The sequence below is a fragment of the Sphingomonas sp. R86520 genome (assembly GCF_042466285.1).
Taxonomy (GTDB): domain Bacteria; phylum Pseudomonadota; class Alphaproteobacteria; order Sphingomonadales; family Sphingomonadaceae; genus Sphingomonas.
In genome coordinates this window covers 1,781,835-1,807,450 of sequence record NZ_JAXHBZ010000001.1, presented here as the reverse complement: position 1 = coordinate 1,807,450, position 25,616 = coordinate 1,781,835, and the positions used below count along the sequence as shown (strand labels likewise).

The 25,616-nt window shown below is 65.4% G+C and carries 22 protein-coding genes; 19 read left to right on the top strand and 3 right to left on the bottom strand.

The window, feature by feature from the left end; translation table 11 throughout:
- Positions 1-12 precede the first annotated feature (12 nt).
- From SJY41_RS08140 to SJY41_RS08125, 4 genes are all read left to right on the top strand, one after another.
- On the top strand, positions 13-1,149 hold the full coding sequence (locus tag SJY41_RS08140) for a glycosyltransferase family 4 protein (protein ID WP_380780671.1): 1,137 nt from the start codon (positions 13-15) through the stop codon (positions 1,147-1,149).
- A 68-nt stretch (positions 1,150-1,217) separates the two neighbouring features.
- Positions 1,218-2,621 (top strand): NAD(P)H-dependent flavin oxidoreductase, encoded by a 1,404-nt coding sequence (locus tag SJY41_RS08135; RefSeq protein ID WP_380780669.1) that lies wholly within the window; start codon positions 1,218-1,220, stop codon positions 2,619-2,621.
- 479 nt (positions 2,622-3,100) lie between these two features.
- Positions 3,101-3,739 (top strand): LysE family translocator, encoded by a 639-nt coding sequence (locus tag SJY41_RS08130; protein WP_380780667.1) that lies wholly within the window; start codon positions 3,101-3,103, stop codon positions 3,737-3,739.
- Between the two features lie 156 nt (positions 3,740-3,895).
- On the top strand, positions 3,896-4,141 hold the full coding sequence (locus SJY41_RS08125) for a hypothetical protein (protein ID WP_380780665.1): 246 nt from the start codon (positions 3,896-3,898) through the stop codon (positions 4,139-4,141).
- 41 nt (positions 4,142-4,182) lie between these two features.
- Here SJY41_RS08125 and SJY41_RS08120 read toward each other — a convergent pair whose 3' ends face one another.
- Together SJY41_RS08120 and SJY41_RS08115 are read right to left on the bottom strand one after the other, a co-directional pair.
- On the bottom strand, positions 4,183-4,383 hold the full coding sequence (locus SJY41_RS08120) for a hypothetical protein (protein WP_380780664.1): 201 nt from the start codon (positions 4,381-4,383) through the stop codon (positions 4,183-4,185).
- Between the two features lie 73 nt (positions 4,384-4,456).
- Positions 4,457-5,455: a 2-hydroxyacid dehydrogenase gene (locus SJY41_RS08115; protein ID WP_380780662.1), complete on the bottom strand. Its 999-nt coding sequence runs from the start codon at positions 5,453-5,455 to the stop codon at positions 4,457-4,459.
- A gap of 123 nt (positions 5,456-5,578) precedes the next feature.
- On the opposite strand from SJY41_RS08115, the gene SJY41_RS08110 reads away from it, so the two are divergent.
- The 10 genes from SJY41_RS08110 to SJY41_RS08065 all read left to right on the top strand — a co-directional run bounded on the left by SJY41_RS08110 (position 5,579) and on the right by SJY41_RS08065 (position 20,750).
- Entirely contained in the window at positions 5,579-6,070 is a 492-nt protein-coding gene (locus SJY41_RS08110) for an SH3 domain-containing protein (protein WP_380780660.1), read from the top strand.
- Positions 6,070-6,588 (top strand): GNAT family N-acetyltransferase, encoded by a 519-nt coding sequence (locus tag SJY41_RS08105; RefSeq protein WP_380780658.1) that lies wholly within the window; start codon positions 6,070-6,072, stop codon positions 6,586-6,588. The genes SJY41_RS08110 and SJY41_RS08105 overlap by 1 nt, the downstream gene beginning before the upstream one ends.
- Positions 6,585-7,340, top strand: a complete 756-nt coding sequence (locus SJY41_RS08100) for a prepilin peptidase (RefSeq protein WP_380780656.1) — start codon at positions 6,585-6,587, stop codon at positions 7,338-7,340. Before SJY41_RS08105 ends, SJY41_RS08100 begins: the two co-directional genes overlap by 4 nt.
- Complete coding sequence (locus tag SJY41_RS08095; RefSeq protein WP_380780654.1) at positions 7,337-7,768, top strand: hypothetical protein; 432 nt, start codon at positions 7,337-7,339, stop codon at positions 7,766-7,768. The genes SJY41_RS08100 and SJY41_RS08095 overlap by 4 nt, the downstream gene beginning before the upstream one ends.
- Before the next feature lie 93 nt (positions 7,769-7,861).
- Positions 7,862-10,048: an autotransporter assembly complex family protein gene (locus SJY41_RS08090; RefSeq protein WP_380780652.1), complete on the top strand. Its 2,187-nt coding sequence runs from the start codon at positions 7,862-7,864 to the stop codon at positions 10,046-10,048.
- Positions 10,048-14,295 (top strand): translocation/assembly module TamB domain-containing protein, encoded by a 4,248-nt coding sequence (locus SJY41_RS08085; RefSeq protein WP_380780650.1) that lies wholly within the window; start codon positions 10,048-10,050, stop codon positions 14,293-14,295. The genes SJY41_RS08090 and SJY41_RS08085 overlap by 1 nt, the downstream gene beginning before the upstream one ends.
- Before the next feature lie 63 nt (positions 14,296-14,358).
- Positions 14,359-15,843, top strand: coding sequence for a flavin-containing monooxygenase (locus SJY41_RS08080; RefSeq protein WP_380780648.1), 1,485 nt, complete (start codon positions 14,359-14,361; stop codon positions 15,841-15,843).
- A 578-nt stretch (positions 15,844-16,421) separates the two neighbouring features.
- Positions 16,422-17,774 carry an EAL domain-containing protein gene (locus tag SJY41_RS08075; RefSeq protein ID WP_380780646.1) on the top strand — a complete coding sequence of 451 codons (1,353 nt, stop codon included), beginning with the start codon at positions 16,422-16,424 and terminating at the stop codon, positions 17,772-17,774.
- A gap of 5 nt (positions 17,775-17,779) precedes the next feature.
- The gene (locus SJY41_RS08070) at positions 17,780-20,293 is read left to right on the top strand and encodes an ATP-binding protein (protein ID WP_380780644.1); all 2,514 of its coding nucleotides are present in this window, start codon (positions 17,780-17,782) and stop codon (positions 20,291-20,293) included.
- Between the two features lie 64 nt (positions 20,294-20,357).
- Positions 20,358-20,750: a response regulator gene (locus SJY41_RS08065; protein WP_380780643.1), complete on the top strand. Its 393-nt coding sequence runs from the start codon at positions 20,358-20,360 to the stop codon at positions 20,748-20,750.
- A gap of 59 nt (positions 20,751-20,809) precedes the next feature.
- On the opposite strand, the gene SJY41_RS08060 is transcribed toward SJY41_RS08065, so the two are convergent.
- Entirely contained in the window at positions 20,810-21,715 is a 906-nt protein-coding gene (locus tag SJY41_RS08060; protein ID WP_380780641.1) for a class I SAM-dependent methyltransferase, read from the bottom strand.
- Positions 21,716-21,731: 16 nt separating this feature from the next.
- On the opposite strand from SJY41_RS08060, the gene SJY41_RS08055 reads away from it, so the two are divergent.
- The 5 genes from SJY41_RS08055 (at position 21,732) to SJY41_RS08035 (ending at position 25,575) form a co-directional block, all read left to right on the top strand.
- The gene (locus tag SJY41_RS08055) at positions 21,732-22,457 is read left to right on the top strand and encodes a ComF family protein (protein WP_380780639.1); all 726 of its coding nucleotides are present in this window, start codon (positions 21,732-21,734) and stop codon (positions 22,455-22,457) included.
- A gap of 31 nt (positions 22,458-22,488) precedes the next feature.
- Positions 22,489-22,743, top strand: a complete 255-nt coding sequence (gene grxC / locus SJY41_RS08050) for a glutaredoxin 3 (protein WP_380780637.1) — start codon at positions 22,489-22,491, stop codon at positions 22,741-22,743.
- 2 nt (positions 22,744-22,745) lie between these two features.
- Positions 22,746-23,570, top strand: coding sequence for a carbon-nitrogen hydrolase family protein (locus SJY41_RS08045; RefSeq protein WP_380784086.1), 825 nt, complete (start codon positions 22,746-22,748; stop codon positions 23,568-23,570).
- Positions 23,567-23,998 carry a DUF1178 family protein gene (locus SJY41_RS08040; protein WP_380780635.1) on the top strand — a complete coding sequence of 144 codons (432 nt, stop codon included), beginning with the start codon at positions 23,567-23,569 and terminating at the stop codon, positions 23,996-23,998. The genes SJY41_RS08045 and SJY41_RS08040 overlap by 4 nt, the downstream gene beginning before the upstream one ends.
- 536 nt (positions 23,999-24,534) lie before the next feature.
- Positions 24,535-25,575: a cupin-like domain-containing protein gene (locus tag SJY41_RS08035; protein WP_380780634.1), complete on the top strand. Its 1,041-nt coding sequence runs from the start codon at positions 24,535-24,537 to the stop codon at positions 25,573-25,575.
- The last annotated feature ends 41 nt before the right edge of the window (positions 25,576-25,616 follow it).

The following is a 25,616-nucleotide window of genomic DNA, read 5'->3' as shown; positions in this document are numbered from 1 at the left end:
CATCGCTCCGAAATGGCCACTCCCGTCAACATTCTGCATCTCCACTCTTCGTTCGACCTTGGCGGGAAGGAGGCGCGGGCGGTTCGGTTGATGAACGCGTTCGGGGATCGGGCCAGGCACACGATCGTGTCGGCGGTGCCCGACGCGACGAATGCGCGGGATTCGATTGCAAAGGGCGTGCGCTACGAGATCGCGCAGAACCCGCCGCCGCTGACCGGCAAGCCTTCGGTCAAGCGTTACGAGGCGATCGCGCAGTATATGCGGCGGTTCGACCTGGTGCTGACGTACAATTGGGGGGCGATCGACGGGGTGATGGCGCGGCGGGCCTTCGGCAAGGGCGCGCCGCCGATCGTCCATCACGAGGACGGGTTCAACGCGGACGAGGCCGGTGGCCTGAAGATCGAGCGCAACATCTATCGACGGCTCGCGCTGGGTGCCGCGTATGCGCTGGCAGTGCCATCCGAGGTGCTGGAAGGGATCGCGCTCAAAACCTGGAAGCAGCCGCGCGAGCGGGTGCACCGGATCGTCAACGGGATCGGCACCGCATATTATGCGCAGAAGCCCGAACCGAAAGCGATTCCCGGGTTCACGCGCAATGCCAAGGAAGTCGTGATCGGCGCACTGGCGGGTCTGCGCGAGGTGAAGGACCTGACCGCGCTGGTGCGGGCGGTCGGCGGCGTGTCGGGCCGTGTCCGGCTCGTGATCGTCGGCGAGGGGCCGGAGCGGGCCAACATCCTGCAAGCCGCCGCGGCGATGGGAATGGCGGACAAGCTGGTCCTCCCCGGCTTTCTCGATCGGCCGTATCGCTATATCGGCCATTTCGACATGCTCGCGGTATCGTCCCGCAGCGAGCAGTTCCCGATCTCGGTGGTCGAGGCGATGGCGGCAGGCCTGCCGATCGCGAGCTATCCGGTCGGCGACATGACACGGATGGTCTCGGCGGAGAATCTGCCGTTCATCACCGAGATCGCGAATGAAGTTCGGTTGCGCGACGCGCTGCAGGCTCTGGTGGCCGATCCTGCACTGCGGGCCTCGGTCGGCGCCGCGAACCAGGCCAAGGCGCGGGCGGAATTCGACGAAGCGGTTATGATTGCTCGCTATCGCGATCTGTATGAAAGCGCGCTGCAGCGGCCCGGAGCTTTAACCTAGGTCTTAATTTGCTCGCACGATGCGTCCGTGCGTTCTAGGAGGCCGTATTTTCCGGGAGAGGTGACGTCGTGTTCAAGGGCCTGAAGCCTATCGTCTATAACGGTCGCGAAGTGTGGCCGCTGGTTGAAGGCGGCAAGGGTGTGGCCGCGACCAACCACGCGTCCGCCGGCGCCTGGGCCGCAGCAGGCGGCATCGGCACGGTTTCGGCCGTGAATGCCGATAGTTACGATCCCGAAGGCAAGATCATCCCGCAGGTCTATGAAGCCCTGACGCGGCGGGCCCGTCACGAGGAGCTGGTCGAATACGCGATCGAAGGCGCGGTCCAGCAGGTCGAGCGCGCGTACGAGATCGCGGACGGCAAGGGTGCGATCAACATCAACGTCCTTTGGGAAATGGGCGGCGCGCAGCGGATCCTGCACGGCGTGCTGGAGCGGACCCGCGGCAAGGTAGCCGGTGTCACCTGCGGTGCGGGCATGCCGTACAAGCTGTCCGAGATCACCGCGTCCTACGGTGTCAGCTATCTGCCGATCGTCAGTTCCGGCCGTGCCTTCCGCGCGCTGTGGAAGCGGGCGTATTCGAAGGCCGCCGAGTGGCTTGCCGCGGTGGTGTACGAGGATCCCTGGCTTGCCGGTGGCCATAACGGCCTGTCGAACGCCGAGGACCCGTTGAAGCCGCAGAACCCGTATCCGCGGGTCAAGGAACTGCGCGACGTGATGCGCGAAGGCGGCATCAGCGACGATGTGCCGATCGTGATGGCCGGCGGCGTCTGGTATCTGCGCGACTGGAACGACTGGATCGACAATCCAGAGCTGGGGACGATCGCGTTCCAGTTCGGCACCCGTCCGCTGCTCACCCGCGAGAGCCCGATTCCCGAGGGCTGGAAGAACGCGCTGACGCAGATCGAGGAAGGCGACGTGCTGCTGCACAAGTTCTCGCCGACCGGCTTCTATTCGTCGGCGGTGCGCAACCCGTTCCTCCGGTCGCTTGAGGCCCGGTCCGAGCGGCAGATTGCGTTCTCGACCCAGGAGGCTGGCGACCACGTGTTCCAGCTCGACGTCGGCGTGAAGGGCAAGAACTTCTGGGTCACGCGCAACGACCTGCTGCGCGCACGAACCTGGTTCGGCGAGGGGCATACCGATGCGCTGAAGACGCCCGACAACACGCTCGTGTTCGTCAGCCCGGACGAGAAGGGTATGATCCGCAAGGACCAGGCGGACTGCATGGGCTGCCTGTCGCAATGCTCGTTCTCGAGCTGGGCGGATACCGAGACGAACTCGACCGGGCGGCTGGCGGATCCACGGAGCTTCTGCATCCAGAAGACGCTGCAGGACATCGCGCATGGTGGGGATATCGACCAGAACCTGATGTTCGCAGGGCACGCGGCGTATAACTTCAAGAAGGATCCGTTCTATTCGAACGGGTTCGTGCCGAGCGTCGGGCAGTTGGTGGATCGGATCCTGATCGGGGATTGAGGTCAGGTCGAGGACGTCCAGTAGGCCTCGCATTTCTCCAACCTAACGGCGTCATCCCGACGAAAGCTGGGGTCTCTCGACTGGCAGGCGGCCGGAGTCACACGATGATACCCCAGCTTTCGCTGGGGTGACGGTCTTGGCGAGGGGGTGACGGGCTAGGTGAGGGGTGACGGGCTTGGCGCGGCGTGACGGGTTTGGCGCGGCGTCCGGGTTGGGCGCTGGCGCAACCACTCAGGCTTCGGTTGACGGTTAGACGCGGGGTAGCAACCTCGGACCTGCGTGCGGTCGATCGGATTTCGACGAGCGGTTGCGTAAGTGCTCGGGAGCCTGATGTTGGCCGTCACCCCAGCGAAAGCTGGGGTATCCCTCGTAACGGGCGAACGGGGCCACACGACGCTACCTGAGCTTTCGCCGGGGTGACGGAATTGGTTGGCATGACGGGCTTGGCCGCGGCATCTCGCTAACAATCGGGGAAGGTGATGACGTTGCATCTGTGGTGGCTGTTCGTGGTCGCCGTATTCCTCCTGTCCGGCACGCCCGGTCCGAACATGCTACATGTCATGACCCGCAGCGTGGCGTTCGGCGCGCGGCGGAGCGTTGCGGCGATGGCGGGATGTCTGACCGCGCTGGTGCTCGTGCTGGCGGCGTCCGCGGCGGGCGTGTCTGCGCTGTTGGCGGCGTGGCCGCAAGTGTTCGATGCTTTGCGCTATGCGGGCGTCGCGTATCTGATCTTCCTCGGCATCAAGGCATGGCGGGGCGCCGGTTCGCTGATCGACGTGGGCGCGGGCTGGGGCGAGGGCGGCTTGCCTGTCACGCTGTCGGCCCGACGGCTGTTCCGGGGCGGATTCGTGATCGCCATCAGCAACCCGAAACTGCTGCTGTTCGCGGCGGCGTTCCTGCCGCAGTTTGTCGACCGCGCCTCACCGCAGGCGCCGCAATTCGCGATCCTCGTCGCGACGTTCGCGGTGATCGAGAGCTTCTGGTACGCGGTCTATGCGGCTGGCGGGCGGACGCTGGCGCGGCATCTGACGCGGCCGGCGTTGCGACGCGCGTTCGATCGGGCGACGGGGGCAATCTTTGTCGGCTTCGGGCTGGCTTTGCTGCGAGTGCGAACATGACGTGCCATTGCCGTTTCGGCCTATCGGGCGCATAGGGAAGCCATTGCGGCGCTTCGTACGGGCAGGCCGCGACTGAGAGATGCTTTGCGCTCCCGCTCCGAGCCGGGAATGCCGCATGACACACTATTCTTCCATCGCAACCATCGGTGCGACGTCGTGACAACGGGCGTCGAAACGGTCGTGCCGATCTCGCGGGCGGTGAACGTCACCGTCGAGCAGCCGCAAGTCCTCGCAATGTGCAAGAAGCATAATGCGATCATCAGCGCGATCGAGACGCTGCCATCGGGCGGGACGCGCGTCGTGCTGATGAACAGCGACGACGCGGCCAAGATCATCAAGGCGTTCGGGTCGAAAGTGATGACCGGAACGGTGACGCGCACGCACTGGATGCGCGCGATCTGAACGTTTCCCCTCCCGACGAGGGAGGGGAACACGAGCGTGAATCAGTCGGCGACGGTGCCGACGACCGCGCCGCCGGTGCCACCGACGGCTGCACCCTTCTCGACGCTGCCACCGGTTGCCGCCGCGACGCCTGCGCCACCGGCTGCACCGATGCCGGCACCCTTGAGCGTCGAGCAGGCGCTCATCGAGACGGCGGAGGCGAGCAGCAGGGCGGAAACGGCAATTTTCTTTATCGGGGACACTCCATTTTCTCCGGGGGTGGCCGATAAATGCTGCACCGCGGGATGAGTTCCGATATTTTGATCTGTGTTAGGATCAGGCCCAGCCGTCCAGGACCTGGTCCGGCGGACGGTGGCCATCGGCCCACATGCGGATGTTCTGGATGACCCGTTCGCCCGACGCCACCCGGCCTTCGAGCGTAGCCGAGCCCATGTGCGGCAGCATCACGACGTTGGGCAGTGCGAGCAGCCTAGGGTCGATCGCCGGTTCGTGCGCCCAGACGTCGAGCCCGGCGCCGGCGAGACGATCATTCTCCAGCGCATCGACCAGTGCGACTTCGTCGACGATGCCCCCGCGGGCTGCGTTGATCAGGTAGACGTGTGGGCGCATCAGGCCGATGCGCCGAGCGTCGATCAGGTCGCGACTGTCGGGATTGAGCGGCGTGTGGATCGTGACGATGTCGACCGCGGCGAGCATGTCGTCGAGCGAGGCATGGAACGTCGCCGCGAGCTGCGCCTCGCGGACCGCGGGCAGGCGGGTGCGGTTATGGTAATGGATCGTGAGCCCGAACGCGCGTGCCCTCAATGCGACAGCCTGGCCGATGCGGCCCATGCCGACGATGCCGAGCGCCTTCCCGCCGATCCGGTGGCCGAGCATCCCGCCGGGACTCCAGCCCTTCCACTGGCCGGAGCGGACAAGCTTCTCGCCCTCCGCCAGCCTTCGCGGGACGGAGAGGATCAGCGCCATCGTCATGTCGGCCGTGTCCTCGGTGAGGACGCCCGGCGTGTTGGTGACGATGATCCCGCGGGCGCGCGCCGCCTTCAGGTCGATATGGTTCACGCCGGCACCGTAATTGGCGATCAGCTTCAACCGGTCGCCAGCGCCGGCGATCAGGTCCGCGTCGATGTCGTCGGTGACGGTGGGGACGAGCACGTCGCAGTCGGCCATCGCTATGGCCAGCTGGTCGCGCGTCAGTTTCGCATCGGCGCGGTTGTTATGCGTGTCGAACAGCGCCTCCATCCGGTCCATCAGCGTGTCGGCCAGCTCGCGCGTGACGACGACTTTCGGGTTCGGACAGCGGCGGGTGTCGGTCATGCGAACGGCTTGCCCAAGCCGTTCGCGCGCGTCAACGCCGAGACACGTGTTGGCCGCGTCGAGACCGGTTGAGGAAAGGGCGCCGGCGCGATAGGACGTGGTTCGCCAGTTTAGGACATGATCATGCGCATTCTCGCCGCCGCGCTCTCCGCTCTCGTTGTAGCCGCGCTGGTGCCAGACCCGGCGTTCGCCGCCGAGGGGAAGAAATCCGTGCCCTATTACGCATCGATTTCGGCGTCGCGCGCGCGAATGAGGACGGGGCCTGCACGGACTTATCCGGCGAGCTGGCTGTACCAGCGGCAGGATCTGCCGATCAAGGTCGTCGCCATCTTCAAGGAATGGCGCAAGATCGCCGATCCCGATGGCACCGAAGGCTGGATGCAGGCGAACCTGCTGAGCGGCACGCGTACCGCTGTGGTCCGCGGCGCCGTGCCCGTCGACCTGCGCGAGACGCCGAACGCGTCGAGCCGATTGATGTGGCGGGCCGCACCGGGCGTGGTCGGTCGACTCAGCCACTGCAGCAATGGCTGGTGCCGGATGGATGTCAAAGGGCAGGCGGGGTTCGTCCAGATCGGCAGCCTGTGGGGTATCGAGGCGGGCGAGGCGCTTCCCTGATGGAGTCGCCGGACGCGAACCCGGACGTTGGCCGACCCGGGCGTCCGGCGGGAGGCTGGCGGATCGTCCGCGACGACCTGACGCATCCCGACGTGATCGCGTTGATCGTGCTTCACCTGCGCGCGGCGCATGAGAACTCGCCACCAGGTAGCGTCTTCGCGCTCGACATCGGTGGGTTGCGGGATCCGGCGGTGACGGTCTGGTCGGCGTGGGATGGCGATGATCTCGTCGGTCTGGGCGCGCTGAACGATCTTGGCGATGGCGGTAGCGAGGGCGAGCTCAAATCGATGCGGACCGCGCCAGCGCATCTGCGGCGCGGCGTGGCGCGCTCGATGCTGGATCATCTGGTCGCCGAAGCCAGACGGCGCAAATACCGCCGGGTGAGCCTGGAGACCGGAAATACCGCGCCGTTCGCCGCCGCGCGATCGCTGTATGCGACGGCGGGCTTCGTCGAATGTGGCCCGTTCGGCGCTTATTCGGATACGCAGTTCGCGACTTATTACACGCTGGCGCTGTGACTGGAGCCGCGGCGTGGGGGCTGTCGCTGGGGACGCTCGGCGTGCTGCTCGGCAGCTTCGTCGCGGCGCTGGTGCTGCGCTGGCCCGATGGGCGGTCGGTGATGCAGGGCCGGTCGGCATGCGATTCGTGCGGGCGGACGTTGCAGGCCATCGAACTGGTACCCTTGGTGAGCGCGCTCGTCTTGCGGGGGCGGTGCCGCGCCTGCGGTGCCGCAATCAGCCCGGTGCATTGGCGGACCGAGCTTGCCGCCCTGGCGATCGGCGTCGCGGCGGGGATCGTCGCGCCGGGGCCGGTCGCGATCGCGGGCGCTGTGTTCGGTTGGCTGTTGCTGGCGCTCGCGAGCCTGGATCTCGTGGCGTTCTGGCTGCCCGATCGTCTGACCGCCTTGCTGGCGCTGGCAGGATTGGCAAGCGCTGCGTTTGGCATCGATCCGCCGATCGTCGCACGGCTGATCGGTGGTACCGCCGGGTTCGGCGTGTTGTGGCTGGTCGCGTTCGGCTATCGGAGGCTCCGCGGGCGGGACGGGATGGGCGGCGGCGATCCTAAACTGTTCGGGGCGATCGGGCTTTGGCTCGGCTGGCAGATGTTGCCAGCGGTACTGTTGATCGCGAGCATGATCGGGCTGGGCGTCGTGCTCGCCGCGCAGCTGAAGGGGCGGGCGATGGCCGCGGATACCGCGCTGCCGTTCGGCGCATTGCTGGCGATCGCCGCTTATCCGGCCTGGCTCTTCATGATAGGTCTCGCGCCATGATGCTTGCTCTCGTCCTCGCGCTCCAGGCCGCTGTTCCGGCAACCGTTGTCGATCCCGGCCCCGGTCCGCTCGGTGCGATCGGACAGCAGAAACTGCCCGTGCGCGGGTGTGCCGCCTATCTCTGGACGCTCGACGGCAACCGGCAAATGATCGCGATGGCGAGCGCGGATCCAGCGCAGGTCCGGCTCGCGATCGACGGCAAGGTCGGCGATTACGCGCGCGCTACGCAATCGGACTCGATCGGGTTCGGCTTTGGCGGGATCACGCAGTACCGCCGTGACGACGTCACCGCGACGCTCGACATGGCGATCGCGACGCGGGCGGACATCACCGCCGGCGCGACGGTCACTGCGGCGACGCTGCGGATCGACCGTCCGGGACGCGATACCGTGGTCGTGCCGGTCGGCGGCTTGATCGGCTGCGTTTGACGTAAATTTTGGTGAAACCAAGCCGTCATCCGTGCGTTACGGGACGGAGATGGGGGTTTAGTCGAACACGACACCTCCCATGAAGGGGATCGTGTGACAGCTTCGACTAGCCGGCATCATTGGCTCGCTCTGGCGTTGGTAGCGTCATCTACGGGATTCGCGGGATCGGTTTCCGCGCAGATTGCAAAGCCGGGCACCGCTCCGGCCAAGGGCCCCGACGCGCCCAAACCCAGCGATCAGGCGCAGTCGAGCGACCCACGGTCCGACGCGCCGATCGTGCCGGATGTGGAATTCGACAGTGCCTTGCCGCCGCTCAGTGGTGACCTGAACGCGCCGCTCGAGCCGATGACAGCCGCGACACCACAGGCAGCGACGCCCGCGACCGCAACGACGTCCGCCACCACGGTGACTGGCGACGTGTTGCCTCCGACCGGTCCCAGCGATCCGCAACTCGCGCAGCCGCTGACTCCGCTCGCGAGCTTCGATACCGTGCCGTTCGAGACCGCCGCCGACATCAAGGACAAGGATGCGCCGGAGATCCGGTACGACACCGCGATCAAGGGTCTCGACAAGGCGGGCGATGGGCTGGAGGGGCGCTACAAGGCGCTGTCCGCGCTCGCCGAGGGCAAGGGCAAGGCGGCGAATGCGACTCAGGTTTCCGCGCGGGCCAAGGAGGACGAGGCGCTGGCCGTGCGGCTGTTGAAGTCGCTCGGCTATTACGACGCCACGGCGATCTCGACGATCGAGACGATCCCGAACGCCAACACCACTAAGGCCAGCCGCCTGCGGGCGACCGTCAGCGCACAGCCGGGCCGGCTTTACTCGTTGTCGTCGGTCACCGTCACGGCGGATGCGACGACCCCGCCCGATCTGGTACGCTCGCAGCTGCCGTTGAAGGTTGGTGATCCGATTGAGGCTGCGCGTATCGAGGGCGCCGAGGCGAACGTCAGCCTGGTGCTGCCACAACGCGGCTATCCGTTCGTCAAGGTCGGCGACCGCGACATCCTGCTCGACGACCAGACCCCGACGGGGGCGTACACGCTGCCGGTCGATACCGGGCCCCGCTCTTCGTTCGGGCAGTTGCGCACCGAGGGCGACCCGGTGTTCAACCTCGAGCATCTGAACGTGTTCCCGCGGTTCAAGGCTGGCGAACTCTACGACAACCGGATGACCGACGACCTGCGCGATGCGCTGGTCGCGACGTCGATGTTCTCGACCGTGTCGGTGGAGCCGGTGCGGACGGGGACTCTCAACGCCGACGGCACGGAGCAGGTCGATCTGCTGGTCCGCCAGAGCGCGGGCAAGGTCCGTACGCTCGGCGGCAATCTCGGCTATTCGACGGGGCAGGGTTTCCGCGCGGAGGGTACCTGGCAGCACCGCAACCTGTTCCCGTACGAGGGCGCACTGATCGCGTCGGTGATCGCGGGTACGCAGGAGCAGGGCCTGTCGGGCACGTTCCGTCGGGCCAACGCAGGCCGCCGCGATCGTACGTTCAGCGTCACCGCGGGTGCGAACCATTCGAATTACGACGCATACAGCGCGTTCACGACCAGCGTCGGCGTGCGCTGGAGCTATGATTCGACGCCGATCTGGCAGAAGCCGCTGACCTATTATTATGGCGGCGAGCTCGTCGGGACGAACGAGAGCGTCTATGATTTCGCGCAGGGCAAGAGCGTGCGGCGGACCTACGGCATCGTCGCGTTGCCGGGCCAGCTGAAGTTCGATCGCTCGGACAGCCTGCTGAACCCGACCAAGGGTTACCGCCTGACGCTGAACCTCAGCCCGGAAACGTCGGTGCAGGGCTCGGTGAAACCCTATGTCCGGACGATGATCGAGGGGACATTCTACTATCCCGTCTCGACCAGCATCGTCATCGCGGGACGTGCCAAGGCAGGCTCGATCCAGGGTGTCTCGCGCGACGATCTGGCACCGTCACGGCGTTATTATGGCGGCGGCGGCGGATCGGTGCGCGGCTATGGCTATCAGCGGCTCGGGCCGTTCGATCCCAATGGCGATCCGGTCGGCGGGCGTTCGCTGAACGAATTCGCGCTCGAAGCCCGCTATCGGTTCGGCGATTTCGGCATCGTGCCGTTCATCGACGCCGGCAACAGCTATGAGAGCAGCACGCCGAACCTCTCCTCGCTGCGGTATGGCGCGGGCATTGGTGGGCGTTTCTATACCAATTTCGGACCGATGCGTTTCGATATCGCGACGCCGCTCAACCCACGCGAGGGCGACGGCAAGGTCGCGCTCTATATCTCGATCGGGCAGGCATTCTGATGGCCGACAACGGCACTCTTCCTGCTGAGCAGGTTCCGGTCGAGCAGACCGTCATCGTCGAGCGGCGGCCGCTGTGGCAGCGTATCCTGAAATGGATAGCGATCCTGCTCGTCAGCTTGATCGTGCTGATCCTGCTCGTGCTGTTCGGAATCAACACCGATCCCGGCCGGCGGCTCGTCGCGGACCAGATCGGCGGCTACACGACCGCGTCGGGGCTGAATATCAAGGTCGGACGGATCGATGGCTCGATCTACGGCGCGATGACGCTCAGCGACGTGCGCGTGTCGGATCCCAAGGGCGTGTTCCTGACCAGCCCGAAGCTGGCGGTCGACTGGCGCCCGTTCGCGTTCGCCAAGAACCACGTCGACGTGCGCTCTCTGACCACGCCGCTGGTGACGTTGCAGCGACGCCCGATTTTGAATGCGACGCCGACCGACCCGAACGCGCCGTTGCTGCCCGACCTCGACATCGACGTGAACCGGCTTGTGATCGATCGCTTCCTGATCGCGAAGCCGGTGACCGGCCAGACGCATATCGTGAAGATCGACGGCGCAGTGCACATCGCGGACAAGCGTGCGCAGTTGACGACCAGCGCTGCAGCACTGACCGGGCCGGGGATCGCTGGTGGTGATCGCCTCGTGCTGAAGCTCGATGCGGTGCCGGAGCAGAACAAGCTCGACGTGAACGTGAAGCTGACCGCGCCGGTCGGCGGCGTCGTGTCGACGATGGGATCGTTCAAGGCGCCGCTGACTGCGAGCGTCGACGGGCGCGGTAGCTGGGCATCGTGGCAGGGGCGTGCGGTTGCGACGCTTGGTGGCGGACAGCTGGCGAACCTCGGGCTGGTCGCGAGGAACGGGCATATCGAAGTGCGCGGTTCGACGCGTCCCGGTCTGTATCTCGAAGGTCCGGTCGAGCGTCTGACCGCGCCGCAGCTGGACGTGGCGATCGACACGACGCTGAACGATCGCAAGGCCGACACGCGGATGACGCTGAAGTCGGACGCGCTGGCGGTCGACGCTGGCGGCCTGATCGATCTCGCCAACAGCCGGTTCGGCAATTTCGCGGTGAACGCGAAACTGCTGACGCCGGGCGCGATCCTGCCGAACCTGCGCGGCCGTGACGTCACGGCGCGCGTGGTGCTCGACGGTGCGTTCGCGACGCCGACCGTCGACTACAAGGTCCGTGCGGCGACGATTGCGTTCGGCGATATGGGCGTCGAGAATCTCTACGCCGAGGGTCTTGCCCGGGTAAACTCCGACCGCATCCTCGTGCCGATCAAGGCGCGGGCGCGACGGGTCACGGGTCTGAACGCGGCAGTCGGCGGGCTTGCGACCAACGTCGCGATCGATGGCAACTTCGCGATCTCGGGCGTCAACGTCTTGTCCGACAACCTCAAGATCCGTTCGGACAAGATCGATGCGACCGCCGTCGTCGTCGCGAACATGGCGACCGGACGCTACACCGGCGCGCTGAAGGGGCGGGTCAACAATTACCGCGTCGACGGCATCGGCATCGTCAACCTGACGACCGACGCGAAGCTGGTACCGGGGCCTAAGGGCGGCTTCGGGATCACTGGCCGGGTCGTCGCGCAGACCTCGCAGATATTCAACGAAGGCGCGCGCAGCTTCCTCGGTGGCAACGCGATCATCCGTTCGGATATCGGCTACAGCCCGGAAGGGATCGTCACGTTCCGCAACCTGCGGATGAATGCGCCACAGTTCCGTGTCACGCGCGGCGAGGGCAGGTTCGATCCGGCGAGCGGCGCCGTGCTGGTGAATGCCGATGCGTATTCCACCGTCTACGGCCCGTTGTCCGCGCGCGTCACGGGTAGCGCAACCGCGCCGGTCGTCGTGCTGCGGGCACCGCGGCCGGGCGTCGGCGTCGGGCTCGTCAACCTCAATGCGCGGATCGTCGGCCGGGGCGGCGCCTATGCCGTCACCGCGAGCGGCGGCACCAATTACGGGCCGTTCACCGCCGATGTGCTGGTCAGGCCCGGCGCGCAACTTGCGGTCGACGTGCACCGGGTGGTGTTCGCCGGGATCGTCGGTAGCGGCCGGATCGTGCAGACCGCGGCCGGTCCGTTTGCGGGCGCGCTCCAGTTCGCAGGGCAGGGCCTGTCGGGCAATGTCCGGCTAGTCAACCAGGGTGGCTATCAGCGTGCCGACGTTGCGGCGCGGGCCAATGGCGCCAAGATCCCCGGCATGGTCGACTTCACCATCGGCCGCGCGATCGTGTCGGCGAGTGCGGTCCTGACGCCGACGCCGCAGATCGTGGCGGACGCGCAGATCGCCGATATGCGTTACGGCGCGATCGTCCTCTCGGCGGCGCGTGCGAAGGTCAATTATGTCGGCGGCAATGGCACCGCGCAGGCGTTGCTGACGGGGTCGAACGGCGTACCGTTCCGCCTTGCGGTTAACGCCAAGCTCAGCCCCAACAACTACCTCGTCGCGGCACAGGGGCAGGCGAACGGGATCGACTTCCATACCGTCAATCCGGCGCGCATCCAGGCGGTAAAGGGCGTGTACCGCCTCGCGCCGACCCGGATCGACTTCGGTGGTGCGGGCGGTGGCTCGGCGCGGCTCGCCGGCAGCTACGGGCGCGGCACCAATGCGCAGGTCCGGCTTGATCGGCTCGACCTGTCGACGCTTTCCGCATTAATCCCGAACCTCGGGATTGGCGGCAAGGCGACCGGCAGCCTCGACTTCTCGCAGGCGAACTCGGCCGCGTTGCCGACCGCCGATGCGCGGGTGACGGTGACCAACTTCACGCGTTCCGGCCTCTCGGCAGTCTCCGAGCCCGTCGACATCGTGTTCGCCGGGACGCTGGGCGGCGAGGGCGGCGTCGGCCGTGCGCTGTTCCGTCGTGGCCAGACCGTGGTCGGTCGGATGGTCGCGAACCTGCGGCCGCTGCCGGCGGGTAACGGCTCGTGGAGCACGCGCCTGATGGCCGCGCCGCTCTCCGGCGGGATCCGTTACAATGGCCCGTCGGCGGTGCTGTTCAGCTTTGCGGCGATCCCCAATCAGCAGCTCTCGGGGCCGATCGCGATCGCGGCGGACTTCTCGGGACGTCTGCAGGCGCCGCAGCTGAACGGCATCGTCCGTGCCGACAACCTGACCTACGACAACGAGACCTATGGCACGCGTCTGTCGCAGATGCGGATCGCGGGGCGCTTCACCAACACGCAGCTGCAACTGACTCAGCTCAGTGCGAAGGCCGGCGATGGCACGGTGCAGGCGCAGGGTTCGATCGGTTTCGCGGCGGATAGCGGCTTCCCGATCGATCTGCGCGCGACGCTGAACAACGCGCAGCTCGCCAAGAGCGATGCGATCAGCGCCACCACGACTGGCACGATCCACCTGACCAACGGCCCTGATGGCGGGCTGATCCAGGGCGATCTCCAGATCCCCGAGGCACGGTATCAGATCATCCGCCAGGGCCAGGCGGAAGTCGCCGAGCTGACCGGCGTCCGGCGCAAGAGCGACATCCGCACGCCGCTGTCGACCGATCGGTCGCAGGTGCCGGCAGTCGGCAAGTTCAAGCTCGACCTCCGCGTGCGCGCGCCGAACCAGTTGTTCGTGTCGGGCATGGGCCTGGAGTCCGAATGGGAGATGGACATGCGGATCGGCGGGACGTCGTCCGCGCCGATCATCACCGGCGGTCTCGACATCGTCCGCGGCACCTATTCGTTCTCGGGCAAGCGGTTCGAGGTGACGAAGGGGCAGATTCGCTTCCGCGGCGGTGCGCTGACCGATCCCGACATCAACATCCAGGCGAGCACCACGACGAGCGACATCACGGTCACGATCAACGTCACGGGCACCGGCCAGCGTCCGCAGATCGCCTTTACGTCGACGCCGGTGCTGCCACAGGACGAGGTGCTCAGCCGCCTGCTGTTCGGGGCAAGCCCGGCCAACCTGTCGGCGACCGAGGCGATCCAGCTGGCGTCCGCGCTGAACTCGCTGCGCGGGTCGGGCGGGGGCGGGCTGAACCCGCTCGGCAAGCTGCGCTCGGCGACCGGGTTCGACCGGTTGCGCGTGCTCGGCGCCGACGAGGCCACCGGGCGCGGTACGAGCCTGGCAGCAGGCAAGTATCTGGCGAAGAACATCTATGTAGAGATCGTCACCGACGCGAAGGGCTATACCTCGACGCAGCTGGAAGTTGCGCTGACCAAGGCCTTGAGCCTGTTGTCGGCGGCGGGATCGAGCGGCGGGCAGAGCGCGAGCCTGAAATATTCGAAGGACTATTGATCGGGACTGGGATAGGTTCGGTTATGAAACCTACGGCGTAACGCCGGGGCGAGAGGATGCAGCATGACCGAGCATGTCGACGTGATCGTGGTGGGCGCCGGAATTTCCGGGATCGGCACGGGCTATCACCTCCAGACCCGCTGCCCCGACCGGAGCTACGCGATCCTGGAGGGTCGGCAGTCGATGGGCGGGACGTGGGACCTGTTCCGCTATCCCGGCATCCGCTCCGATTCGGACATGCACACGCTGGGGTTCGCGTTCCATCCCTGGACCGCCGCCAAGTCGATCGCCGACGGCCCGTCGATCCGTGCGTATGTCGAAGAGACCGCGCGCGAATACGGCATCGACCGTAAAATCCGCTACGGCCATCACGTGAAGTCGGCCGCGTGGTCGACCGAGGATGCGCGCTGGACGGTCGAGGCTACCGGACCTGACGGGGAGCCGGTGACGCTGACGTGCAATTTCCTGTCGATGTGCGCGGGCTATTACAACTACGCCAAGGCCTATTCGCCCGAGTTCGAAGGCGCGGAGAGCTTTGCCGGGCAGATCGTCCATCCGCAGTTCTGGCCGCAAGACCTCGACTATGCCGGCAAGCGCGTCGTCGTGATCGGCAGCGGGGCGACGGCCGTGACGCTGGTGCCGACGATGGCGCAGACCGCCGCGCACGTGACCATGCTTCAGCGCTCGCCGACCTACATCGTCGCGCGACCGGGCGAGGATCGGGTTGCAAACTGGTTGCGCGGGAAGCTGCCGTCTAAGGCCGCCTACGGTATCACCCGGTGGAAGAACGTGCTGATGGGCATGTTCTTCTACCGCCTCGCGCGGAAGAAGCCGGCGAAGATGAAGGAGCGGATGATCGGCATGGTCCGCGATCATCTCGGCCCCGACTACGACGTCGCGACGCATTTCACCCCGCGCTACAATCCCTGGGACCAGCGGGTGTGCCTGGTGCCCGACGGCGACCTGTTCGCGGCGATCAATGCCGGAAGTGCGTCGATCGTGACCGACACGATCGCGCGGATCACGCCCGACGGTATCCGTCTCGATTCGGGCGGGGACCTGCCCGCGGACGTGATCGTCACGGCGACCGGGCTCGAATTGCAGCTGATGAGCGACATCGCGTTTAGCCTCGACGGGGCGCCGCTCGCGTTGGCGGGGCGGCTCCAGTATAAGGGCATGATGTTCGACGGGGTGCCCAATCTATCGTCGACGTTCGGCTATACAAACGCGTCCTGGACGCTGAAAGCCGACCTGACCGCGATCTATATGTGCCGGTTGCTCAATACGATGACGAAACGAGGACTTCGTCAGGCCACGCCGTTCAACGACGATCCGACGATGAAGAGCGAATCGTTCCTCGATTTCACGTCCGGCTATGTTCAGCGGGCGGCAGCGACATTGCCCGCGCAAGGCGAACGCAAGCCGTGGAAGTTGAACCAGAATTACGCGCTCGACGTAATTGCTCTCAAGTTCGGCTCCATCGATGACGCGATGCGCTTCTCGAATCCGGTCCCCGCGCCAGCAAAGGAGCGAGTCCGGGTCCATTGATCGACCACTGGAATTGGGAAGGCGTGGATGAAATCTCTACGACACGCGATGGCTGCGTCCGAGATCCTGTCTGTCGATAGCAATGACGCGAATTGCGTGAACAATGCCTGATAACGACGACGTGCTATTATCCAAAGATAGTCTGGTCCACCGAAAGCGCGTAGGTCGCGGCTAACTGGACGGGTGGTTCGGGTTCGAGAAGCTGTACGACTATCAGCCTCGATGCCGACAATACTTTGGGCTGTTCGACGATGATCTAAGTTAAGATGCGAACCGACCCGCCATATCTAGCATTAAAGTGCCGGCCCGAACGCCGAAACCTGTTCTTATTCAACAGGTCATCGATTTTCGGGCCGACGAACCGCATTCACCAGGGGCGAATGCCGTCATAGATAAGCGAAATGATGAGCTTCAGCATGTTTTTGCTCCCTTATTGACACCCTAGTGGGCGCCTCGACTTCATACTCACTAACGATGCGTTAAACAATATCGTTTGTAATTTGTTAACCATCTTTGATGGGATGGCGCGTGGTATATCCTTAAGGGTATCTTTATCCGTCTCGGATATCCCGGGCTGCATGACGGACGTTCGCCACTCGCAGTTCGAGAACAGCATCGCGCGTGGTGACGCACGGCCATGCGATGCCGATTTGCCCGCGATTGGTGCGAGGCTTCCCGTCGTCCGCGCTGCGCAAGTCGACTGGCGCTTTCTCATTCTTGCTGAAATCGCGAACTTCGCGGTGTTGCGGCGGCATCTGGGCAGGGCGAGGGCGGACATGCTCATTCTCGACGTCGCCGCGCGGATCAGCGACGCGCTGCCGGACGCACGAGTCGATATCTTCGGACGAGACCGCGCCGAAATCGCGTTCGAATGCGACGCCAGACTCGCATTGGACGTGGCGGTCAGTGCGTTGGAAGCGGCGTTCGAGGGGCAATTCGACATCGATGGCGAATTGCACCTCATTCACATCCGCCTAGGTGCGGCCGCAGCGGCAGGGCACGGCGACGACGTGCATCTCGTCGAGGAGGCGGAAAGCGCGCTGGCCGAGGCCCGCACCGAGCGTGTTACCGTCGCGCGGGACGTGACCGGCAATACGGCCTCGATCGATCGCTCCGACCTTGCCCGCGACTTGACCAGGGCTATCGACCGGGAAGAGCTGTTCCTCCAATATCAGCCCAAGGTTCACCTTCGACGCCAAGAAATCGCTAGCGTCGAGGCACTGGTTCGCTGGAACCATCCAACGCGCGGGCTGGTGCTGCCCGGCGACTTCATTCCCCTGGCGGAAGAGTCGCAGGATATCGTCGCGCTGACGTTGTGGACGATCCGTCGGTCCATCAAGGATCAGAAGACGCTCGCCGCGCACGGCCATGACCTGCGCATCTTCATCAATATCGCGGGCGTACTCCTCGCCGATAAACGCTTTGTCCGGCAGGCGTGCGCGCTGGTCGAAGAGAGTGGAGCGCAACTCGGGTTCGAGATCACCGAGACGTCCGTCATTCGTGACCCCGACAGTGCGATCCTCAACCTGAAGATATTCGCCGAGATCGGCATCGTGATCGCGATCGACGATTATGGCGCGGGTCTCTCGTCGCTGGCCTATCTGAAGCAATTGCCGGCGCGCGAACTGAAGATCGACAAGCTGTTCGTCACGCAGCTGACGAGCTCCAACCGCGATCCGCTCATCGTTCGGTCGACGATCGACCTTGCGCATGCACTCGAGATGGAAGTCGTTGCCGAAGGCGTCGAGACACAGGCCGCCATGGCCTTGCTGTCGGTAATGGGATGCGACATGATCCAGGGATTCCTGATCAGTCGCCCGATCAATCTCGACGCGCTGATCCACTTCATGGAAGACGGCAAGTATCAGGCGATGGCGGCGGACATGCGCGCGCCGTTCAATCGGCTGGCCACTGTTTGGAAACGCGGCTGAGATCGATGACGTACCGCTGGATCGCGGCGGTCGCTGCTGGAACCCTTTTATTTGGCGCGAGTGCTGTTTCGGCCTCGCGCGTGTCGGCCCCGGCGACCTCCGGTCCTGCTGTATCCGAGGCGGCGGCTGCGGCGACGGAGAAGTACGAGACGGCGGTCGCCGCTGCAAAAGCCGCGATGCTGATCGATCCGAACGACGCCCTGGTCCGAGCAGTCGACGCGGAGCGGTTCGGCGCACTCATTCCGAAAGTCGCGCGGCGCGACATCGCGGTCGCGACGGCCCGTTGGTTGCAAGGCGAGGCCTATCTCCGCGCGAACGATTCGGATCGCGCTGACGCTCCGATCAGGAAGGCGACCGCGACGGTCGGCCGCCTCCAGCCGAAGTCGAAGCTGCAGGCCGACATCCTGTTGTCGCTGGGCTGGCTGGACAGCAACCAGGGCCGCGTGGGCGATGCGCTTCTCGACTATCAGCAGGCGTTCGAAATCTACCGCATGTTGCCCGACCCTCGCGGTCAGGCCAAAGCGCTGGTCTTCATCGCATTGCTTTACACACAGGCGTTGGATCCTGAGGCGGCGGCCCGCTATTACGAACAGGCGATCGAGGTCTACAAATCCGATATCAACATGTCGGTGTCGATCTACAACAATCGGGGCCTCGCGTTCGCCGAGAGCCACCAATATGCGCTCGCCGAAAAACAGATGAAAATGGCGCTGGACCTGGCCAGGCGCCTGGACAGTCGCAATCTGGTCCAGCAGATCTATATCAATATCGCTCGGGTCGAACTGGCGAGCGGCGATCTGCGCTCGGCAGACCAGGCGATTGCGATGGGCAGGAAGTTTGCCGATCCGAAGGACGCCGGACTGAAAGCCCGACTGATCGCGACGGCGGCGCAATCGGCACTGCAGCACGGATTTCCAGCCCGCGCCAAGGCGCTGCTCGATCCGGCGTTGGTCGGGATCGACGTCAAGACGACCGGTATCGCCTTCCGGGACGTCCATCAGACGGCCTATGACGTCGCGATCGCAACCGGGGACTCCAACGGTGCGCTCAGCCATCTTCAGGCGCTGAAACGCCTGGACGACAACGCGACCAAGCTCGCGACGAGTACGAAGACCGCGCTGATGGCCGCTCGGTTCCGGTTTGCGAACCAGGAGTTGAGGATCAGCCAGCTCAAGGCCACCGAGCTGCAGCGTAGCATCGCCTTCGAGCGGGCGCGTGCGCAGACCGAGCGTTACGTCGTGCTCAGCGCGGCGGCCGCGGTGACGGTGGTGATCATATTGCTCGCTTACGGCCTGTTCACGATCCGGCGGAGCCGTGATCAGGTTCGTGCCGCGAACGACGACCTCGCCATTACGAACAGCGCGCTGGGCAAGGCGCTTGCCGCCAAGACCGAGTTCCTTGCCACCACCAGTCATGAAATCCGGACGCCGCTGAACGGTATCCTCGGGATGACGCAGGTCATGCTTGCCGATGCGAAGCTTTCACCGGCCATGCGCGACCGGCTCGGCGTCGTGCACGGCGCCGGGATGACGATGCGTGCCCTGGTCAACGACATCCTCGACGTCGCCAAGATGGAAACGGGCAACCTCACGATCGAATCAGCGCCGTTCGACGTGTGCGCCACCGTAACCGACGCGGCCCGGATGTGGGAAGAACAGGCGCGGGCCAAGGGGCTTACCTTCACGGTCGACGTCGGCGGCTGTCCGGCAATGATCCTGGGCGACGCGGCGCGGGTTCGTCAGATCGTCTTCAACTTGTTGTCCAACGCGTTGAAGTTCACCAAGTCCGGCCATGTGATGCTGCGGATCGACGTCGGCGACGACGATCGGCTACGCGTTGCGGTCACCGATTCGGGGATCGGCATCCCAGCGGACAAGCTCGAGGACATCTTCGAGTCGTTCCGCCAAGCCGATGCGGGAACCACCCGGCAGTTCGGCGGTACCGGTCTGGGCCTGTCGATCTGTCGCAATCTGGCGCGCGCGATGGGCGGCGATGTATCGGTGAGCAGCGTCGTCGGGCAGGGTGCGACCTTCACGCTCGTCCTGCCGCTGGTACGCGTACCGGAAGCGACCGATCAGTCAACGCCGGATACGGTCGCTTCGGGTACGGGGATGGCGACGCTGATCGTCGATCGCAATCCGATCACGCGCAGCATGTTCAAGGCGCTTCTGGCGCCCCATGCCGGGCCGATCGTGTTTGCGGGGTCCGTCGACGAAGCGGTCACGTGCCTCGCGGCGGGCGGCGTGTCCCGCGCTTTGATCGAAGACGCGACGATACGCGCCGGGAACGAGCCCCAAATCGCGCTGTCGCAAATCGTCAGCGCAGCCAAAGGCAGCGGTGCCGAGACGACCCTCCTGTGGCCCGCCAAGGCGGAATCGGAACGTCAGGACCTGCTTGCGACCGGCGTGACACGCGTGGTCGCCAAACCGGTCAGCGGTGCGGGGCTCGTCGAAGCGATGTTCGGCAAACCCGTTGCGACCAACAGCACCACTCCGGACCTTGTATCGCATGCGGCATGACGCGTAGACGCTGCGCCATGGCCATCATCTTTCCTCCGCTACTCGAACTATCGCGGAGACGGTCGTGAAAGTCCTCTTCATCGAGGACGACCGGATGAACCGACGAGTCGTCAAGGACATGCTCGATGTCGCAGGCGTTGCCATGGTCGAGGCGGAAAGTGCCGAACGCGGCCTCGAGATCCTCGGCCAACAGGACTTCATGATCGTCCTCGTCGATCTGCGCATGCCCGGGATGGACGGCATCACCGCGATCGAACACATCCGTGCTCGCGGCGATGCCAAGGCGAGCGTGCCGATCATCGTCGTCACTGCCGACATCGCGCCGGATCTGCGCGAGCGGTGTCTGGCAGCGGGTGCCGACGACGTGATCTTCAAGCCGGTCGCGATGGATGCCCTGTTCGAGGCGATGGGCGCGATCCTGGCGCGGGGCATCGAAGGCGAGGGAATGATCGGCTGACGTGCGCGCTCACCGGCACGTGCTGACGGGCGCTCACCGGCGCACGCTGACAGGTGCGCTTACCGGCGCAGGGCGTCGCCGAGCGAGGCGGTAGCGCTGCCGCGCCTCGCCGGTTTGGGCTGAGACGGGTCTGGCGACCAGCCGGTCAGAAACACCATTTGGAACGTTTCGTGGGTACGGCCGCGGTCGTCGGCTGCAGCGGCGAACGCCGCGATCGTCCGCGCTAGCGTATCGGCGCGCAGCGGCTGGCGCTGGGCCAGCACGTTGCTGGCCGCCATGCCGCGAAGGTCGCCGTACAACCGGCCGATATCGCGGTAGCCGACGTCCAGCGTCTCGACATCGGCGACCGGCAGCGTGAATCCGGCGCGCATGAGAAGATCGCCGGCGGAGCGCACGTCGATCTGCGGATGGAGCCGCGCCGCCGGACGATCGCTTTCGGCGGCTCTCAGCGCGCCGCGAAGTGCGGGCAGGCTTCCCGCGCCGACGAAGGCGCCCAGGAACAGGCCGTCGGGGCGCAAAGTGCGGCGGATCAGCGTCAGGGCGCCCGGCAGGTCGTTGACCTGATCGAGAACGCCGGCACTTACCACCAGGTCGAACGAGGCATCGGCGAACGGCAGGCGATCCTCGTCCGCCTGTACGCCCGACGATCCGGCGGCAAAGGCGAAGCCGGCGTCGCAGCGGACCACCCGCGCGCCCGGCGGTGCGACGAACGCGCCGTCGAAACACCCGAGATCCAGCACGTCGGTGAAATTGCGCGTCACCGCATCGAGCCGTTCGGCGATGCCGTCGAGCATCGTCGCGCGTATGAAATCATGCCCGGCAAAACCGGGAGCGGCACGATCGCGGCGCAGGCGACGGGCGGAACGGTCGAAGATTTCGGGTGCGGTTTCGGACACGGTTGCGCTTGTGGCGTGGTCGGGCTTCCACGACAAGCACTTGGTTGTCCGACGCGGTACGCGGGGCATGGCGGGGGGAGGTCAGATGAGGATATTCGCGCCGCTTCGCCACATCGTCGCGATCGCCTTGCCGCCGCGCTGCGCAGGATGCGGGATACCCGTCGGCGAAGATCACCGATTTTGTGCTTTATGCTGGGCCGGACTTCGGTTCCTCGGGCCGCCCTGGTGCGCCGGCTGCAACCGTCCGTTCGCGTTCGACCGCGGCGACGACGCCCGGTGCGCCGCCTGCCTGACCGACCCGCCCCGCCATTCAGGAGTCGGCGCGGCTGTCGCTTACGGCCCGGTTGCCCGCGACCTGGCGTTGCGACTGAAATATGCCGGCCGCATCGCCTTTGCCGAGACGATGGCGCGTCAGATGCGACGGTTGCTCCCGGCGGACGTCGACCTGCTGATACCGGTGCCGCTGCACCGCTGGCGGATCTGGACGCGCGGCTTCAATCAGGCGGCGTTGATCGCGGACGGGATCGCGACGCTGTCGGGCATCCGCCACGACTGCGACGCTCTGGTCCGCACGCGCCGCACCGCCCCGTTGCGCGGCCTTGGCGGGCGGCAGCGAACGCAAATGGTTGCGGGCGCATTCGCCGTCCCGATCCCGAGCCGTCTGCAGGGGCGCACCGTGGCGTTGATCGACGACGTCTACACCAGCGGTGCGACCGCGGATGCGTGCACGCGGGTCATGCTGAGGGCCGGCGTGCGGTCCGTCACGATCCTGTGCTGGGCGCGCGTGCTGTCCGCGACCGCCGACGATTGACAAGTCCCTGTCGAGACCACATTTCCGCCGAATGGCTAAAGTGGAAATCTATACAAAGGCTTTCTGTCCGTATTGCACGCGGGCGTTAAAGCTTCTTGCCTCCAAGGGCGTCGAGCCGGAGCAGTTCGACGTCACCATGGGAGGCCCGAAAAAGGCTGAGATGGTCGAGCGTTCGGGCGGACGGATGACGATGCCCCAAGTGTTCATCGACGGAAAGCATATCGGCGGGTCCGACGATCTCGCGGCGCTCGATGCAAGGGGTGGTCTCGACCCGCTGCTCGGATGACGATCAAGATCGGCGTCCTCCAGATGACGGGCGGGATCGATCCGCTGGTCAATGCGGCGACGCTGGTCGAGGCGATCGGCACCGCGGCGGCGGCCGGTGCGCAGATTTTGTTCACGCCCGAAATGTCGGGGCTGATCGACCGGGATCGATCGCGCGGCGCGGCCTCGATCGTCGCCGAGCAGGACGACCCGGTGCTGGCGGCCGTCTGCAGCGCGGCGGCGGATGCGAAGATCTGGGTCCATCTCGGATCGCTCGCGGTGCGAAGGTCGGACGGCAAGTTCGCCAACCGTGGTTTCGTCATCGACGCGACCGGTACCGTCCGTACCCGCTATGACAAGATGCATCTGTTCGACGTCGACCTTCCAACCGGTGAAAGCTGGCGGGAATCGGCGGCCTATGTCGCCGGCGACGCGGCAATGGTCGTCGATACCCCCGCAGGCAAAGTCGGTACATCGATCTGCTACGATCTCCGGTTTGCCGGCCTTTACCGCGCGCTCAGCGATGCCGGTGCGACACTCCTGTCGGTACCGGCGGCCTTCACGCGTCCGACCGGTGCGGCGCATTGGCACGTGCTGCTGCGCGCGCGGGCGATCGAATCTGCCGCGTTCGTCGTCGCCGCCGCGCAGACCGGCGTTCATGCGGATGGCCGCACGACCTATGGCCATTCGCTCGTCGTCGATCCCTGGGGCGACGTGGTCCTCGATATGGGCGAGCGTGCCGGGCTTGGCTATGCCGACCTCGACCTCGACCGGGTCGAGCAAGTGCGGACGCGCATTCCCGTGCTGGCGCATCGCCGACCGATACCCGTCGCCACCCTCGCGCCGTGATCGTCTTCGATCTGAAATGCGGCAGCGGTCACGTTTTCGAGGCGTGGTTCGGATCGAGCAGCGCCTATGAATCGCAATTGTCCGCCGGGCATGTCCGCTGTCCGATCTGCGACGATACCGACATCGCGAAGGCCTTGATGGCGCCGGCGATCCCGATGAAGGGCAACCGGAAGGCTCCCGTGCCCAGTCCTGACGCCGTAAAAGCGGCGATGAAGAGGCTCGCCACGCAACAGGCCAAGGCGCTGGAATCGTCCGAATGGGTCGGCGGCGCATTCGCCGACCGGGCTCGTGCGATGCATCTCGGCGAGGAAAAGCAGGCGACGATCCACGGCCAGGCAAGCCTTGCCGAGGTAAAGGCGCTTGTCGACGAAGGCGTGCCCGTCCTGCCGCTGCGCTTACCGATCGTCCCACCGGGCAAGGCCAACTGATCCTTCGGCAATGGCGATCATCGATGACGGCTACCGACGGGAAGATCGGCGCCCGTTGCCAAATCCCACGGGTATCTTCCAATGTCTCTTGATCAACGACGAGTCGATATCGGGTTGGGTCTTCGACGGACCGCTCGAGGCGGGCGCCGCGGTAGGGCGTCCCGCGGAGGAAACGACGGGCGGCGAATAGCCGGATGCGTCGGTCCAGTTGCACTTCGTGCAATCGTTAAGCCGCACAACTCAATTGCGTCTGTACCCTTGGTCGGGCAATTTAAGGGTGCCTTTCAGGCATCCTCTCCTAAAACTTTTGGCCGGTTCATCCGGCCATTTTTTTTGCCTTGCGATGTTGGGCACCGGCTGATGCCCGGTGACCTGCGGTCCACGGATGCGCGTCGACCGCATCGCAGACCGGACGTGCGATCCTGCAAATCGCTCGTGGCCTTCATGCCAACGGTGGGGATGCTCCGTAACGAAGGTTAACTTCAAGCATCACGCTGGATATGGCGTGCGGCATTCGCCTGCGATATCGCACGGGCATGAATATGCTTCCTCGCGCCGCCACAGATGCCCGCGTCGACGAACGTGCTGGCGTCGACACCGCGACCTTTGCCGCCGACGTCGCGACGCGGGACAGGCCGATCGTCTTGCGTGGGCAGGTCGCGCACTGGGCGAGCGTACGCGCGGGGCGAGACGGCGATCGGGCAACGGCAACGTATCTGAAAAGCCTTGGTGATGGCGGCAAGCCGATGGAGGTGCTGATCGGCAGTCCGGAATTCGGTGGCCGCTTCTTCTATCGCGGTGAAAATCTCGAAGGGTTCAATTTCCACCGCGAGCAGGCGCTCCTCGAAATATTGCTGAATGAATTGCTCCGGTTGTCGACGTTGCCGGAGCGGGAGCGGCATATCCTCTACGCCAATGCAGCGACGGCGCCCGAGCACCTGCCGGGCTGGGCGGCGGCTAATCCGCTCGATTTGCCGCTCGGCGATGCGACGCCGCGCCTGTGGATCGGCAACGGATCACAGACCGCGACGCATTATGATGGATCGACCAACCTGGCGTGTGTCGTCGCGGGGCGGCGTCGCTTCACGCTGTTCCCGCCCGATCAGGTCGGCAATTTGTATATCGGGCCGCTCGACCGGACTCTCGCGGGGCCACCGTCAAGCATGGTCGATCCGCTGGCGCCCGACTTGGATCGCTATCCGCGCTATGCACACGCGCTCGACCACGCGTTGGTTGCCGACCTGGAGCCGGGTGATGCCCTGTTCATACCCGCGATCTGGTGGCATCACGTCCAAGCGTTCGGAACGCTCAACATCCTATGCAATTACTGGTGGTCCTACGATCCGACCGTGTCTCCCTTCCATGCGATGGTCCACGCGATGATGGCGGTACGCGATCGTTCGGCGGCCGAGAAAGCAGGATGGCGCGCGTGGTTCGAGCATTACGTGTTCGGTGACGATGCGGCGGCCGCAGGCGATCATCTGCCCGAAGCGGCGCGGGGCGTGCTGGGCCCGGCATCGCCCGACCGTACCGAACGGATCCGCAACTATCTGCTGAAGTCGCTTCAGCGGCGTTGATCGCTGGCCATTGGTATAGCGATCGCCGCAGCCGCTGGCGG

Coding starts and splice junctions, on each gene's coding strand:
- SJY41_RS08070 (WP_380780644.1), top strand. CDS start 17,780: ATGACGTACCGCTGGATCGCGGCGGTCGCTGCTGGAACCCTTTTATTT.
- SJY41_RS08055 (WP_380780639.1), top strand. CDS start 21,732: ATGAGGATATTCGCGCCGCTTCGCCACATCGTCGCGATCGCCTTGCCG.
- SJY41_RS08035 (WP_380780634.1), top strand. CDS start 24,535: ATGAATATGCTTCCTCGCGCCGCCACAGATGCCCGCGTCGACGAACGT.
- SJY41_RS08115 (WP_380780662.1), bottom strand. CDS start 5,455: ATGACCGACACCCGCCGCTGTCCGAACCCGAAAGTCGTCGTCACGCGC.
- SJY41_RS08060 (WP_380780641.1), bottom strand. CDS start 21,715: ATGCCCCGCGTACCGCGTCGGACAACCAAGTGCTTGTCGTGGAAGCCC.
- SJY41_RS08105 (WP_380780658.1), top strand. CDS start 6,070: ATGGAGTCGCCGGACGCGAACCCGGACGTTGGCCGACCCGGGCGTCCG.
- SJY41_RS08075 (WP_380780646.1), top strand. CDS start 16,422: ATGACGGACGTTCGCCACTCGCAGTTCGAGAACAGCATCGCGCGTGGT.
- SJY41_RS08095 (WP_380780654.1), top strand. CDS start 7,337: ATGATGCTTGCTCTCGTCCTCGCGCTCCAGGCCGCTGTTCCGGCAACC.
- SJY41_RS08080 (WP_380780648.1), top strand. CDS start 14,359: ATGACCGAGCATGTCGACGTGATCGTGGTGGGCGCCGGAATTTCCGGG.
- SJY41_RS08085 (WP_380780650.1), top strand. CDS start 10,048: ATGGCCGACAACGGCACTCTTCCTGCTGAGCAGGTTCCGGTCGAGCAG.
- SJY41_RS08130 (WP_380780667.1), top strand. CDS start 3,101: ATGACGTTGCATCTGTGGTGGCTGTTCGTGGTCGCCGTATTCCTCCTG.
- grxC (WP_380780637.1), top strand. CDS start 22,489: ATGGCTAAAGTGGAAATCTATACAAAGGCTTTCTGTCCGTATTGCACG.
- SJY41_RS08110 (WP_380780660.1), top strand. CDS start 5,579: ATGCGCATTCTCGCCGCCGCGCTCTCCGCTCTCGTTGTAGCCGCGCTG.
- SJY41_RS08140 (WP_380780671.1), top strand. CDS start 13: ATGGCCACTCCCGTCAACATTCTGCATCTCCACTCTTCGTTCGACCTT.